This is a genomic window from Oleiharenicola lentus (assembly GCF_051660365.1).
In the GTDB taxonomy this organism is placed as follows: domain Bacteria; phylum Verrucomicrobiota; class Verrucomicrobiia; order Opitutales; family Opitutaceae; genus Lacunisphaera; species Lacunisphaera lenta_A.
Window position 1 is genome coordinate 315,178 of record NZ_JBOZXB010000002.1, and the last position, 14,799, is coordinate 329,976.

Consider the following 14,799-nt stretch of genomic DNA (forward strand, 5'->3'; position numbering starts at 1 on the left):
CAAAACGAGAACGAGCTTTCTGCGTGAATTTTATCCCGGCGAAAAAACTGTGGTGGGCTGTCGTGTGCGGTTGCCTGACCGTGCAAATGCTCGCGGTGGAAGTGTGGGTGTCGCCCAAAGGGTCTGATCGCGATGCCGGCACGCGCGAAGCCCCACTCGCGACGTTGCCGATGGCATTGCGGAAGGTGCGTGAGCTGCGTCGCGTGAACGCGCCTGAGATGAGCGAAGGAGCGAAGATTATTTTGCGTGGCGGCATCTACGCGCTGGAGGAACCGGTGTTTATCCGCCCGGAAGATTCCGGCACGGAAGCGAGCCCGACTTCGATCGTCGGAGCAGAAGGGGAGACGCCAGTGTTGAGCGGTGGAGTAAGCGTCTCAGGTTGGAGTAGAATCGCGAAAAACGATGAACTCGCCGCCAGATTACCGGAAGCTGCGCGTGCTCATATTTGGGTTACGGCCGTGCCGCAGTTTAACGGACGCGACTTCGAATTTCGCCAGCTATGGGTGAACGGACACAAGGCCGTGCGGGCGCGCACGCCCAACGGTAGCGATATGCTGCGCCTCACTGCGTGGGATAAAGAAAATCGTGAAGCGGGCGTGCCTAGTTCGGATCTCGCAGGAGTCGCGAACCTCGACGGGGTTGAGATGGTGCTGTTGCAAATGTGGGAGATCGCGGTGCTGCGGTTGAAAACGCTGCACGCGGCGGGCGAAGGCACGCGCGTGACATTTCACTCGCCCGAGAGTCGCGTGCAGTTCGAGCACCCGTGGCCGCCGCCGGTGATCAACGCGAACGGCAATTCGCCGTTCTTCTTTGCGAACGCGCCTGAGTTTCTCGATTCGCCCGGCGAGTGGTATCTCGATCGGCGTGCGGGCAAGGTTTATTGTTGGCCGCGTGAGGGCGAAGCGATGGATACGGCCCAAGTGGTCGCGCCGGCGCTCGAGACGCTCGTGCGAATTATCGGCACGGCGGAGCGTCCGGTGCGCTACGTTAACTTTAGCGGCATCGAATTTGCGCACACGACGTGGCTGCGTCCGTCGACGCATGGGCAAGTGCCGCTGCAAGCAGGGATGTTTTTGATCGACGCTTATCGGTTGAATCCGAAAGGCACGCCCGACTGGCGAAGTCTCGATAATCAAGGTTGGGTCGAGTCACCTCCAGCGGGTATCGAGGTGAGTTTTGCGCAGCATTTGGGCTTCGAGCAGTGTCGCTTTACACACATGGCCGCGAGCGGGGTGGAATTTGGTGCGGGGGTTCACGATAGCCGAATCGTCGGGGGTGACTTCAGCGAGATTGGCATCAACGGACTGCAACTTGGCTTTTTCGGGACCGGTGCGTTGGAAACGCATCTGCCGTGGGCACCGCAAGACGAGCGCGGCATTGTGACGCGTGCGCGCATCGCGAACAATCGACTCACCGATACCGCCAATGAAGATTGGGGCGGCGTGGCGATCGCAGCGGGTTTCGTGCGGGAGACAGTAATCGAGCACAATCACATCGAGCACACGTCTTACACGGGCATCAGCGTGGGATGGGGCTGGACGCGCACGCCCAACGCGGCGCAGCACAATCGGATTCACGCGAATCGCATTGTGCGTTTCGCCACACGTTTGGCGGACACGGCAGGGATTTACACGCTTTCAGCCCAACCAGGCACGATCATCAGTGAAAATGTCGTTGAGGCGCCCGTGATGAGTCCGTGGGTGCATGACCCGAATCATTGGGGCTACATTTATCTAGATGAAGGGTCGTCTTTCATCACGGTGCGCGACAATTGGACGGCGGCGGAAAAATTCATCAAAAACGCCAACGGCCCCGGCAACGACTGGCGCAACAACGGACCGACAGTTTCTCAAAAAATTAAAGACGCCGCCGGTATAAGGCCTGACTACGGCAATCTGAAAAAATCAGAGGGCAAGCGCTGATTTTGAGTGGGTGCGTTTTGCGTCGCCGGCGAGTTCACTCAGATAGTTTTCCAAGTAGGTGTAGCCGCTGTTCGGAGCCAGGCGCGCTGCATCAGCAGGATCTTTTGGGTCTAAATTGTGTATGATTTCCCACGCGTCGGGAATGCCGTCGTTGTCAGTGTCCCAGTTGGCGGGGCGGTGAACTTCGGGATAATCCTCCCAGCCGCCCACGTCATTTTGCGAGTCGGGCAAACCGGGCAGGCCGGACTTGCTGCCGACATACGTCGTCGTGCCGTCGCGCGTTTCGCGAATCACGCGTTGATCATGATCGTCGAGCGCAGGCACGTTGCAGCCGACATCGGCCAGCACGTTGACGTAAGCGTCGGCTGCACTTTGCGTCGCGACGAAAGACGGGAAAAATGGCCGGTGTTTGATAAAATTTTTCAGTGGTTCTTCCTTCGGCTCGAGCACACCGGCCAGAGTCTGATCGGCGCCGTAGCGACCTTCCATGACATTGCCCTCGACGTAATAATCCTGCGGGCCGAACGAAGCCCGTTCGGGTTTGAGCACATGAAAGACTTTGGTCGCGGCGCCGGGCTTGTAGTAATTGCTCACGAAGTTGACCTGTTTGGCGCCGCCGTCAGTCGTGCGCGTGCTCCAATTATAGACGACGTTGTTGCGAATATCGAGACGCCCGGCGTGCACGCCCGCACGATCCAGTCCTCCGGCGAGGCTCCAATTGCGGCCGGCGCAATGGGCGAGGAGGTTGTGGTGAAAGCTCCCGATGTCGCCGCTGATGCTCGCGGCGAAACCATGTTGTTTGCCTGCGGCGTAATTCTTGTGCCCGCCGACATTGAGCGCTTCCGAAATGAGCGTGCGCTGAAGCGTGATATTTTTTGCGCCACGTGAGCTGAAGGATTCGTCCTGGGTCCAACTGATCGAGCAATGATCAAAAATCACATGGTTCGCCGACGCCATGCCCATGCCATCAAGCGTTTTTCCCGAAGTGTCGCCCGGGCGCACCCGCATGAAACGGATGATCACATCATGCGCGCCGAGCACGCCGAGGTTGTAATTGGAAACGCAGATGCCTTTCCCGGGCGCAGTCTGGCCCGCGATGGTGAGGTAGGGATTGCGCACGATGAGTTTGCTTTTCAAGACGATGCGCCCCGAAACATCGAATATCACCGTGCGCGGGCCTTCGGCTTCAACGGCTGCGCGCAAGCTGCCCGGGCCGCTGTCTTCGAGGCTCGTGACTTTGATGACGCGCCCGCCGCGTCCACCGAGCGCGAAACGCCCGTAACCTTCCGCCGTGGGAAATGCGGTGTGGCGCACGCGAAATGTCCACGAGTCGCCGCGCGTGATGGTGCCGTCGGCGGCAGCCGAATCCACGCGCCAGCGGTAGTAGCGCAAGCTGTCGCGCGCAACGAGGGTAGCGCGCGCTTGACTGCCAGTGACGCTTTGCGGCATGGCCGTCGCGAAATTTTTCTCAGTGGAGGCCGCGTCGTCGCCGCTTGCGAGATAGAGTTGTTGGGTGATTCCGGAAGCGGCGGCTTCCCACTGCAGGGAGACGTTACCGCTGTCACCGTCGGCGTGTTCGTCGCCATCAAATGGGAAAGGTTTCTTCGCTTGTTTTGCGGGGTCAACGACGTCGAGCGCAAAGCCGTTGAGCCCGAGTGTGCCCGTGCTTGAAAATCGCACGATCACTGGTTCTCCGGCGGTGGCGATAAATTGCAGAAACGCGGTCGCCGCATCCGCGTCGTCGGAAACACGCACGCTCGGGGTGCATGTCGTCGAGGTGCTCGTGCCTTCCACCGAAATCGTCAGTGGCGAGAGCGGCGACGCGGTGGCGCTGTTGTGATACGTAGCCAGTGTATGCGGCCCCGCAGGTAGCCCGCGCAGTTCAAGTTCGAGGGTCGCCGGTTGTGGGCCGCTGTTGATAAAAATTCCGTCTGACGCGAGCAGCGCACCGGTGACGAAGCCCGCGCGATTCCACGCGCCCGTGAACTCGCCATTGGCGGAGCTCAGCACCACACGGACACCGTTAAAATCGCGCTCAGCGGCGGTGCCGTTTTTTACCTGCCACTCGATCCAGCCCGGTTTGCCGGTGTCGCGGCGATCCGACGCCATGCCGAGGTCGACGCGTAAGGGAGCGGCGTGCGCAACAAGTGCGGTGGCAAACAACGAAACACAGAGCAATGAGCGGACGAGGGGAGTCATCGGATTTTGTGAAGACGTGGCACCCATAGTGAGGTTTCACGATTCGCGAGTTACCGTAGAAAATCGCTGACGCCGCTTTATTTTTCCGCCGGGCCGAGCGTAAACGACAACGTGTATATTTGCACGGGCACCGCGTATTTTTCGAGCACGCCAGGGCCGCAACTGCCGTTGCCGAGGCCGCTTTGTTTGGCGTCGAGCGAAAGAATGATTTCTTCACGCGGCTTCAATTCGTAGGCGTGTTTCACGGCGTAGAGATCGCCGGCGGTGAAGTGCAGGGCGCTCGCAGCAAATGGAGTGGGGTGGGCCGTGACGCGGAGACCGTGACTTGATGCGTTGGTCAACGTGAGCCAGCGAACTCCTTCTTTGTTGCCGGTATCCTGAGGGCGCACGTAGGGAAAATATTGTTCCTTCACTGTGCTCGACCACAGGCCCAGCGGCGCGCTGGTGAGGCGATCGCTGTAGTTTTCATGCGGGCCGTGGCCATACCAGCGAAAGTGCTCGTGACCGGCGGCAAGCCGCAGCACCACGCCGATCCGCGGCAAGGGCGGTAAGTCGCCAGAGGGCGTAAAGGTGTTTTCGCAGAGAATCGTGCCGTCGCCGTAAATCGTCCAGAGAGTGCGGTGGGCGAAACTTCCTTTCACGGCTTGAGTCGTCGCGAGTGTTTCGACGCGCACCGTGTTCGCGTTGAGTTGCTTGATCGAGAAAGAGTTGATGCGCCGCGTGAGTTTATCGAAGCCGGCCTCGCGCCAGTCTTTCGCCAGCCAGTTGCCGAAGCCGCGGTCGTTGTCCAAGGGGGCGCGAAAAACCTGCAGCACGGGGCCCGCCGGCGAATCCGGGGTGCTCGCGGCGAGCACTTCGCCGGCGCTGTAGTTGAGCGAACTCAGTGTGCCCGTGCTGCGACTGAAACTGGCGGAGAAATTTTTTCCGCGCACAGTCACGATTTCAGCGTTTTCGGAGAGCGTGAGCGCCGCAGCGTTTGAGAAATCGGTTTGCGGAATCGCGGGCGTGGCGACGTCGAGTTTGAGTTGTTCAAATGCGATTTCGTGGCCGGTGTTCGCCCAGAGTGTATCGCCCTTGGTGTGGAAGCTGATGCGCAGCCAATACTCGGCGCCGGCCACGGGGTGGGTGACTGGCGCGACGGGGATGTCGATTTCCGGCTGACTGCCGGGTGCGATATTCAGGGCAGGTAGCACGCCGGATTGAACCGTTTCGCCATTACTGATGACCGCCCAGCGGGCTTCGAGGGTGTTGAGATTCAGGTGATGGTGGCGGTTTGTGATGCGCACCTGCACGGTGCCGGGCTGCATTTTCCCGCGCGCTTCGATGAGGATGGGTTGGTAAACTTTTTTAACCTCCCAGTATTTCGGATACGCCACGCGATCAACCGTCACCAAGCCCTTGATCGCGAACGCGCCCAAGTTGGGCTGGTCGCCGAAGTCTCCGCCGTAAGCGACGAAACGCGTGCCGTCCGCAGCTTTTTTGTAGAGGCCTTGATCGACCCACTCCCAAATAAATCCGCCGAGCAATCGCGGGTGCCAGTAGATTTCCTCCCAATGCTCCGCGAGATTGCCGATGGAATTGCCCATGGCGTGGGCATATTCGCTGGTGAGGATCGGGCGGTTCTCGCCGGGAATTGCGGCGAGTTCCACGAGGCGTTCCCAACGGGCGTTCTCGGCGCGCTCTTCGCCGGTTTCAGTGCCCGCGCCGAAATTGAGATACGGGGCCATGATGCGCGGATAAAACCGGCTGATGACATCCACGGTTTTTGGGTCGGTCGGTTTGCCTTGGGCGCCCTCGTAATGCACCGGCCGCGTCGGGTCAAAATCGTGGAGCCAGGCGGAAATCGCTGCGAAATTCGGGCCGTAGCCGGATTCATTGCCCATCGACCACATCACGACCGAGGCATGGTTTTTGTCGCGCTCGGCCATGCGAATCGCGCGGTCAAGAAATGCATTATGCCAGCGCGGATCGCTCGCGAGTTCACCGCGCACCCCGTGCGTTTCGATGTCGGCTTCGTCCATCACGTAGAGGCCGTAACGATCACAGAGTTCATACCAACGCGGATCATTCGGGTAGTGCGACGTGCGCACGGCATTGATGTTGGCCTGTTTCATCAACGTGATGTCTTGCACCATGCGTTCGTAGGGAAGGGCGCGGCCATGCGTCGGGTCGGTTTCATGGCGGTTGACTCCGCGCAGACGAATGGGCGCGCCGTTAATGAGCATCCGTCCGTCGCGAATCTCGATTTCCCGGAAACCGACGTCGCACGCCGCCGCTTCCACGATCGCGCCGGCGTCGTCGTGCAGCGAAATCACGAGACGATAAAGATTCGGCGTTTCCGCCGTCCATTTTGCGGGATTGGAAATCACGCTTTCGAGCCACGCGAATTTCGCCGGACCGCGTTGCGGCGTGCGGTCGTTCATGATCGCGGCTTTGCGATCTCGATTCAGGATCGGCGCGATTTCCGTGGAGAGCGGCGCGGTAAAAACAGGTTTCCCGGAGGCGTCGTGCAGTTGCGCCTGCACCGTCCAGCCGGCGATCGGGGCGTCGAGCGGCGCAGCGATCTCGGGTTTGATTTGGAGCGTGGCGTCGCGGTAGGTGGCATCGAGTTCCGTGCGCACGGCAAAATCGGCGAGCCGGACGGGAGCTGTGGAATAGAGAAACACTTCGCGGAAAATCCCGCTGAACCGCCACGTGTCCTGATCTTCCAGGTAACTGCCGTCCGACCATCGATAGACTTCGACCGCGACGAGGTTGCGGCCGGCTTTGACGGAGCCGGTAATTTCAAATTCCGCGGGCTCCATGCTGCCTTCGCTGTAGCCGACGCGTTCGCCGTTTACCCAAACATAGAACGCGCTTTGCACGCCGGCGAAATGGATGAAGGTGCGGCGGGCATTCCAGTCGGCGGGCACATCGAATTCACGGCGGTAAGAGCCGACGGGATTGCGCTCTTTGAACGTGGTGTAATCGGCTTTGGGCTCGCCCATCACGCGCGGCGGATCGATTTTAAATGCGTAGCCGGCGCTCACGTAAATCGGCGTGCCGTAGCCGTTCACTTCCCAGTTCGCGGGAACAGGAAATTTTTTCCACGCCGAGTCGTCGAAATCCGGTTTGAAGAATTCACGCGGACGCTGGTCGGGATGCGGCACCCAGTTGAATTTCCAGTCGCCGTTCAGCGAACGAAAAAACGGCGACGCTTCGCGTTTACCCGCGAGCGCTTGTGCGGTGGTGGCGAAAGGCACGAACGTCGCGCGCGCGGGATCGCGATTGATTTGGATAACTTGCTCGTTTTCCCAGTCGGGAACTTGCGCTGCGGCTGAGAGTGTGAAGACGCACGTGGCGAGGAGTGCGGTGATTTTTTTTAACCACGGATTACACGGATAAACACGGATAAAGGCAGTGAAGAGAAAATGGGTGTCGGTTTTCATCCGTTTAAATCCGTGTAATCCGTGGTTAAATTAACGTGCGGTGAAGACGTAGTCTCCGGAGCCGAGTTCGATTGTCGGGCGTCCATTGGTAACGGTCGTAAATTTAATTGTGTGACCGCTTTCGGTGATCGTCGAACTCGCGGGGACGGGGAGTTGCACGCTTGCGCGGACATTGGGCGGGATCGTCACTTTAAGGGTGAAGGTGCCGTCGGTGGCTTTGTCCCAGCGCACGCTGATTTTGCCGCGCACGGACTGGTAGCTCGCTTCGGCCCAGGTCACGTCGCCCACGGGTTCGGGGCGCACGATGACGCGGGCGAAACCGGGCGCGGTGGGGTCGGGCGCGAGGCCGGCGAGGTCGTGGTAGAGCCACTCGGTGATTTGACCGAGCATGAAATGATTGTTGGAGGAGTTCGGACTCGCGTCCCACGCTTCGGTGAGACTGGTGGCGCCACGGGCGAGTTGATAGCCGTAGCCCGGTTTCGCGGACTGGTTGTTCATCGCGAAGATGACATCCGACCGGCCGGTCTCGGCGAGGGCGCGAAGCACGTAGCGATAGCCGACGTCGCCGGCGGTCAGCGCATGGCCGCGCGAGGCGATGTCTTGGATGAGCACGGCGAGGGCGGCGGCGCGTTTTTCGGGCGGCACCAGATCGAGCACGAGGGGCATCGCTTGCGACGTTTGCGAGCCGGTGGCGTAGGTGGCTGTTTCGGCGGCGAAAAATTTCGCGTTAAACGCGGCTCCGATTTCACGGGCAGCGCTGGCGAAGCGATTGGCGTCGGCCGATTTTCCGAGGTGGCGGGCGATGCGTTCGAGCGTGCGGGCGTCTTCCAAATAAATCGCGGTGGCGGTGAGTGCGACTGGCGTGAGTTGCGCGAGGCCGGGATGATCTGGCCCGAGATCATACCAGTCGCCGAGGCCGTGCGAAAGGAGGTGGGTTTCGGAGCGACTCGCGAGGTAGTCAAAATACCGCAGCATCTGCGGGTAGTGTTGGTGCAGCGGAGTGTCATCGCCCGTCCAGACGAACTGTTGCCACGCGGCGAGGATGAGTGAGCTGCCCCATTCAGGAGAATCGCGGAAGTCGCCGTCGAAGCGCACATATTCGGGGACGGTGCTGGGGACGAGGCCGCTCGGGCGTTGTGCATCCGTCATGTCCGAGAATACTTTTCCATAGAGGCGCGTGAGATCGAACTCGTAGCGCAGCGCCGGGCCGTTGAGGTGATATTGCTCCAGCCAGCCGAGTCGCTCGCGGTGCGGGCAGTCGGTCAGCACGTGCGAAAGATTACTGCGCTGTGCCCAGCGCACGAGCGTGCGGATCCGGTTGAAAAGTTCGTTCGAGCAAGCGAACTCGCCGGCCGCCGTGGAGTCGGAGTGCACGACTGCCGCTTCGAGTTTTTCGACCACGGGTAATTCCGCGCCGGCGGGCGCGGTGCGTTCCACGCGCAGGTAACGGGCGCCGTGATAAAAGAAACGCGGCGTCCAGTCCTCGGTGGTGGTGTTTCCGGCGAGCGTGTAGTTCCAGTAAGCTTCGTTTTTGCTGTAGTGCAGCGAACTCAGACTCAAATTGCCGTCTGGTTTCAGGAGTTCGGCGGGAGTGATTTTCACGGTGCTGCCCGCCGCGCCGCGCACGCGAAGCCGGGGCATGAGCGCGGTGTTTTGGCCGAGATCGTAGATCTCAACGCCGGGACTCAATGTGCGAATCGAGAGGGGTTGAAGCAGTTCATGCGAACGCAGGGGAGGCGCGGAGCGGGAAGCGCCGCGTAATTCGCCACCGGGCCCGTCGGTGGGAGCCGCGTTGGTCCATTTGGAATCGTCAAACCCGGCGCGCGTCCAACCGCTGGGTTCGAGGCGGGCGTCGTAATCTTCGCCGCCGTAAACGTGCGCGAACGTCGTCGGTCCGGCGGTGGTTTTCCAGTGTTCGTCGGACGCAATCGTTTCGATGCGACCGTCGGCGTATTCGAGGCGGAGTTGCGCGATAGCTTTGAGCGGACGCGGCGGCCCGACGAATTTCGAGTAACGACCCGCGGTGCCCGGCACGTTATACATCCCGCTGGCGAGCGTGAGCCCGAGGACGTTGCGACCGGCAGCCAGCGCGCGGGTGAGATCGTGCGTCTCGTAGAGCACCGTGCGGGAATATTCCGTCCAGCCAGGAGCGAGGAAATTTTGCGGCGCGATGAGCGTGCCGTTCACGGAGAGTGTGGAGTGGCCGAGCCCGCTCACGAAAAGGGTGGCGCGACGCAGCGGGACCTTGGCGATTTCGAATTCCCGGCGCAGGAGCAGCGTGCTGGTGGCGCGGGGATTGGAGCCCGGCAGTTCCTGGCCGTCGACCAATGCCTGGGCTGACCACGGTCCTTCTTCGAGGCTTTGGCTGGCGGTGACTTTTGCGCCGGGAGCGACGTTGGTGCCCGCGCTGCGCACTTCGATTTGGCGGAGCGCGAGACGACCGAGGGGTTGCAGCGAGCCTTCTTCTGCGAGCATGCGCAGGCGTGGTGCGGTCAGCCGCACGTAGCGCGCGGAGATGTTTTTAACCGGAAACGGCAGTCGCGTGAACCAGAGGTTGGCCGGATTGCTGGTGGTGTCGGCGACGACCGTCGTATCGTGAAAATCCGCGTGCTCTGACAATTCTAGTTTTAACCAGCGGGGAAAACCCAGGCGTTCGGGCACGGTATGAACGAGCGCGTGCAACACGATCTGGTCGATCACGTGCGCACGCCCGAGGTCGAGCGTGATCCAGTGCGAGGTGTTTTCCTCCGCGACCGGCGGGGTGCTGAAGCCGAGCCAGCGACGCGTGCGATTGAGCAGGTCGGGATCGGAGATCCATTGTGCGCGCCAGTCGGCCGGGGTGGTGACGCCCATCGTCCATGACGCGGGCTCACTCCACGCGGAAGGCTGGCCGGTGGCGTCCCACACGCGGACCTGCCAGAACGCTTGCTCGCCCGTGCGCAACGCACGACCGCCGTAGGGAATTTGGAGCTGCGCGTCGCTCGCAAGGCGCGGACTTGCCCAGAGATCGAAGTCACCGGCGGAGAGTTTTTCGAGCGAGGAAGCCGCGCGGATTTGCCACGCGGTCTGGCGTTGGTCGCGTTCGTCGCTCTGCAATTTCCATGCGAGGTGCGGCGTCGTGGAATCGATGCCGAGTGGATTGACCGCCCAATCGCAACGCAGGTCGGTGACCGTGAGCGCGGCCATCGCGCGCATCGCCAGCGCGCACGCCATTACGCCGAGCGTCCGAAGTCGTGGGCGGAAAATCATTGAGCGCTCGCCGGGAAATCGAGGAGTTGTGATTCGCCCGCGGCCAGCGCGATCGGGAAATCCTTGCCGGCGTAGCGCACGGTGGTGCGGGTGCCGTTGACGCTGCGCACGGTGGTGTGGGCGAGACGGCCTTGTTTCCACGAAAAATCGACTTCGAAACCGCCGCGCGCGCGCAGGCCCTGCACTTCACCATCGGGCCACGCCGCCGGCAATGCGGGCAGCAGCACGATTTCGTCGACACTGCTCTGCATCAGCATTTCCGCGATGGCGGCGGTGCCGCCGAAGTTGCCGTCGATTTGAAACGGCGGATGCGCGTCCCAGAGATTCGGATAAGTGCCGCCTGTCCACGGCGTATTTTCCGTCCGCGGCACGGCGGGTTTGAGGTGCGCGGTTAACACCTTATGCGCGCGGTCGCCGTCGCCGAGGCGGGCCCACATGGCGAGTTTGTAAGCGAGGCCCCAGCCGGTGCCGCCGTCGCCGCGGACGTCGAGCGATTTGCGCGCGGCGGTGGCAAGGTCGGGGGTTTTGCGGAGATCGATTTCGTGACCGGGATAAAGGCCCCACAGGTGCGCGACGTGACGGTGTTGCGGGTCGGCTTCGGGATATTCCTGGAGCCACTCCATGATGCGTCCGTCGGAGCCGATGCGAGTGGGTGCGAGGCGCGCACGCTTGGCGGTGAGTTCGGCGCGGAGGTCGGCGTCGATCCCGAGTTTTTCGGACGCGGCAATGCAGGCGTCGAAAAGATAACGCAGCAGTTGCATGTCAGCGGTCGGCCCGAGACAGACGTGCGCGGGTTTTCCGTCGGGCATGAGGAACGCGTTTTCCGGCGAGTTGGAAGGCGAGGTGACGAGCCAGCCGGTCTTGGGTTCTTCGATGAGCATATCGAGGTAGAAAAGCGCCGAGCCTTTCATCAACGGATAGGCCTTCGCCAAAAATTCCTGGTCGCCGGTGAACAAGTAACGGTCCCACAGATGCTGACACATCCAGGCGGAGCACGACACCGTGGAACCCCAACTCGCGGATTCTCCGGGCGACGTAAAGCCCCATGGATTCGCGAGGAGAAAGGCGACCCAGCCTCGCGCGTTGTAGTAGGCCTTCGCCGTTTTCTCGCCGGGCTTTTCGAGCGATTTGATCAATGCGAAAAGCGGCTCATGCAACTCCGAGAGATTCGTGACCTCGGCGGGCCAGTAATTCATCTGCGCGTTGATGTTCAAGTGCCAGTCGCCGTTCCACGGTGTTTGCAGAGTGTCGGCCCAGATGCCCTGTAGGTTCGCGGGCAGGCCGCCGGGGCGCGACGATGAGATCAGGAGATAACGTCCGAAATTAAAATACAGCGTGGCGAGCGCCGGATCGGGCAGACCGGCGGCGAAGGCGCGCAACCGTTCGGGAGTGGAGAGCACTTCGCTGGGCGATTCCGGAGCGCCGAGTTGCAAGCTGGTCCGGTTAAACAGGCGTTGGTATTCCGCGATGTGTTCGTGCTTGAGGGAATGAAATCCGCGGCGGCCAATTTTTTCGAGATCGGCGGTCGCGGTGGCGCGGGCGTCGGTGACGCCGCGTCCGGCGAACGTTTTGATGTCGGTCGCGGCGGAAATCATGAGCACGACTTCCTTCGCACCGCGGATTTCGAGACGGTCTTCTTTCGCGGTAATTGTGCCGCCTTCGCTGGTGGCTTTGAGTTGGGTGGAGTAACGCACGCCGTTGGTGCCGTCGTGGCCGTCGTTGAGCTGGCCGCTCATGCGGAGACCGTCGCTGCCGACAACTTCGATGTTCGCGCGTTCGCCTCGACTGAGGTGCGCATCGAAAGAGAGTCCGCCTTTTTTCGTCGTGGCGACACGCATCACGATCAGCTCGGCCGGTTTACTGACAAAAATTTCGCGCAGGTAACGCGCATCGTCTTGTTGGTAGGAGAGGCGACCCACCGCTTTCGAGAGGTCGAGTTCGCGGCGATAGTTGGTCACCGGAGATTTCGACGGCTCGATAAAGGTGAGCTTCAAATCGCCGAGCAGTTGATAGCTGCCGTAGGGTTTATTGAGCCCGCGGCCCCGGCCGGAGCCTTCGCCTGCGCAGGTAAAATGCGCGTTAACGAGCGCTTCGGCTTCGTGGTTTTTTCCTTCGAGTAAAAGCTGGCGAATTTCGGGCAGCGCGGCGGCGGCATTGGGCCGATCCGCTTCCTGAGGCGAACCTGACCACATGCCATTTTCGTTTAACACGACGCGTTCCTCGTCGATGTGGCCGAAGAGCGTCGCGCCAAGCCGGCCGTTGCCGAGCGGCGTGGCTTCGGTGAATTGCTGGGCGGGCGCGGCGAGCCACACGTAACGTGACTCCGCCGGCGGTGATGCGCGCAAAGCAACCGAGAATAACGCGATGGCGGGAATCAACAGTCGGCGGGTCATCATAAGTAAACAGGGTTCGGGGATTATTTCCCGGCGCTCCAGCCGCCATCAATCATCAAACACGAGCCCGTGACCATGAACGCTTCGTCGCTTGCGAGGTAAAGTGCGGCGGCGGCGATCTCATCAGGGCGCGCCATGCGGCCGTTAAGTTGGGTCGAAGCCATATCGCGGTAAGCTTTTTCAGGGTCGGGATATTCGGCGATGCGCGATTGCACAAACGGGGTTTCCACGCGGCCCGGGCAGATGGCGTTGAAACGCACGCCGGTGTGGGAGTGGTCGAGCGCGAGGCTGCGCGTGAGGCCGGTGACGGCGTGTTTTGTCACGGTGTAGGCGAGGCGATCGCGCACGGCGACGACGCCGCCAATCGAGGCGAGGTTGATCACGCTGCCGACCCCGCGCGTGAGCATCGCAGGGACGAAGGCTTTGCAGAGATTGAACGGGCCGCGCACGTTAACGGCATGGAGACGATCGAGATCGACGGCGGTGGTGGTGAGCAGATTGCCTACATGGCCGATGCCGGCGTTGTTCACGAGGATGTCGAGCGCAGGGAGATGCGTCGCGAGCGCGAGGGTGTCGGCATCGTTGGAAACATCGAGGGCCGCGAAATCCGCGTGGCCTTGCGCGTCGCGGATGAGCGTGACGGTGGACGCGCCGGCGGCGACGTCGCGATCGACGACCCAGACATGCGCGCCGGCCTGGGCGAGCGTTTGCGCGATGGCGCGACCGATGCCGGAACCGGCACCGGTGACGAGGGCGATTTTTGAAGTGAGTTTAAACACGGTAAATGCGTTCGGCGTTGAGGTGGTAAAGCTTGGCGCGCTGGTCGTCACTGGCGTGACGCGTCAGTGCGTGCGTGGTTTCAACCCAGCGCGAAAGAGGCGCGCCGAGCGTGCAGACGGGCCAGTCGCCGCCCCAGACGACGCGATCCCAGCCGAAGCAGGCGATGACATGGTTAAACCACGGTTCGAGATCGGCAGTCGTCCACTGCGCGTCGGCGTAAGCCACAAGGCCGCTGATTTTGCATATGACGTTGGGCTGCGCGGCGAGCATGCGGATATCGTTGCGCCACGGATCGAAAGCCCGGCTTTTGACGTCGGGCACGCCGCAGTGATCGAGGATGAACGTGACCTCGGGAAGTTTTTGCACGAGATCGAGACCAACGGAGAGCTGGCGCGCGAGCAGGCAAAGATCGAAGGTCAGGCCGAATTCCGGCAGCAGGCGCAGGTTTTCGACGAAACGCGAATCGCCGGAAAGTGCGTCGGGCTGCGTGTGCAACACACGCCGCACGCCACGGAGCTTCGGCAGCGTGGCCAGCGCTTCGAGGTGCGCGCGGAAACCGTCGCGCTCAGGACGGCCGCTCGCGACAATGCCGGCGATCGATGAATTCGCGTCGGCGAGCGCCTGAATGTGGCGGGCTTCGTCGAGCGCATGCGGTTCATCCACGTCGCACTCCATGAAGATGGTTTTGCTGATTTCCGTGTTAGCGGATGCCGCGACGTAATCAGCGAGCACGAAACTGCGATTCAGCACCGGAATGCCGGCGCACCACGAGTAGGGGAATCGTTGCAAATCCCAGAGGTGCTGGTGGGTGTCGATCAACTGCATGGC

The 14,799-nt window shown here is 61.5% G+C and carries 7 protein-coding genes; 1 reads left to right on the forward strand and 6 read right to left on the reverse strand.

The features are described 5' to 3' along the window. Nucleotides 1-23: 23 nt before the first annotated feature. A complete protein-coding gene (locus ACRRQW_RS16060) occupies nucleotides 24-1,922 on the forward strand; it encodes a right-handed parallel beta-helix repeat-containing protein (RefSeq protein ID WP_438482613.1) in 1,899 nt (632 codons plus the stop codon). Here ACRRQW_RS16060 and ACRRQW_RS16065 read toward each other — a convergent pair. The 6 genes from ACRRQW_RS16065 to ACRRQW_RS16090 all read right to left on the reverse strand — a co-directional run bounded on the left by ACRRQW_RS16065 (nucleotide 1,905) and on the right by ACRRQW_RS16090 (nucleotide 14,796). Next, complete coding sequence (locus ACRRQW_RS16065; protein ID WP_438482614.1) at nucleotides 1,905-4,121, reverse strand: T9SS C-terminal target domain-containing protein; 2,217 nt, start codon at nucleotides 4,119-4,121, stop codon at nucleotides 1,905-1,907. The two genes, ACRRQW_RS16060 and ACRRQW_RS16065, sit on opposite strands and share 18 nt — an antisense overlap. A 77-nt stretch (nucleotides 4,122-4,198) precedes the next feature. Next, nucleotides 4,199-7,549 carry a glycoside hydrolase family 2 TIM barrel-domain containing protein gene (locus ACRRQW_RS16070; protein WP_438482615.1) on the reverse strand — a complete coding sequence of 1,117 codons (3,351 nt, stop codon included), beginning with the start codon at nucleotides 7,547-7,549 and terminating at the stop codon, nucleotides 4,199-4,201. A 30-nt stretch (nucleotides 7,550-7,579) separates the two neighbouring features. After that, a complete protein-coding gene (locus tag ACRRQW_RS16075) occupies nucleotides 7,580-10,798 on the reverse strand; it encodes a family 78 glycoside hydrolase catalytic domain (RefSeq protein WP_438482616.1) in 3,219 nt (1,072 codons plus the stop codon). Beyond that, nucleotides 10,795-13,194, reverse strand: coding sequence for a glycoside hydrolase family 95 protein (locus tag ACRRQW_RS16080; protein WP_438482617.1), 2,400 nt, complete (start codon nucleotides 13,192-13,194; stop codon nucleotides 10,795-10,797). The genes ACRRQW_RS16075 and ACRRQW_RS16080 overlap by 4 nt, the downstream gene beginning before the upstream one ends. A gap of 20 nt (nucleotides 13,195-13,214) precedes the next feature. Continuing rightward, on the reverse strand, nucleotides 13,215-13,970 hold the full coding sequence (locus ACRRQW_RS16085; RefSeq protein WP_438482618.1) for an SDR family NAD(P)-dependent oxidoreductase: 756 nt from the start codon (nucleotides 13,968-13,970) through the stop codon (nucleotides 13,215-13,217). Beyond that, on the reverse strand, nucleotides 13,963-14,796 hold the full coding sequence (locus ACRRQW_RS16090) for an amidohydrolase family protein (RefSeq protein ID WP_438482619.1): 834 nt from the start codon (nucleotides 14,794-14,796) through the stop codon (nucleotides 13,963-13,965). Before ACRRQW_RS16090 ends, ACRRQW_RS16085 begins: the two co-directional genes overlap by 8 nt. Between the last annotated feature and the right edge of the window lie 3 nt (nucleotides 14,797-14,799).

Excerpts from the sequence above, each read along its gene's own strand:
- ACRRQW_RS16065 (WP_438482614.1), bottom strand. The coding sequence starts at position 4,121 with ATGACTCCCCTCGTCCGCTCATTGCTCTGTGTTTCGTTGTTTGCCACC.
- ACRRQW_RS16070 (WP_438482615.1), bottom strand. The coding sequence starts at position 7,549 with ATGAAAACCGACACCCATTTTCTCTTCACTGCCTTTATCCGTGTTTAT.
- ACRRQW_RS16075 (WP_438482616.1), bottom strand. The coding sequence starts at position 10,798 with ATGATTTTCCGCCCACGACTTCGGACGCTCGGCGTAATGGCGTGCGCG.
- ACRRQW_RS16080 (WP_438482617.1), bottom strand. The coding sequence starts at position 13,194 with ATGATGACCCGCCGACTGTTGATTCCCGCCATCGCGTTATTCTCGGTT.
- ACRRQW_RS16090 (WP_438482619.1), bottom strand. The coding sequence starts at position 14,796 with ATGCAGTTGATCGACACCCACCAGCACCTCTGGGATTTGCAACGATTC.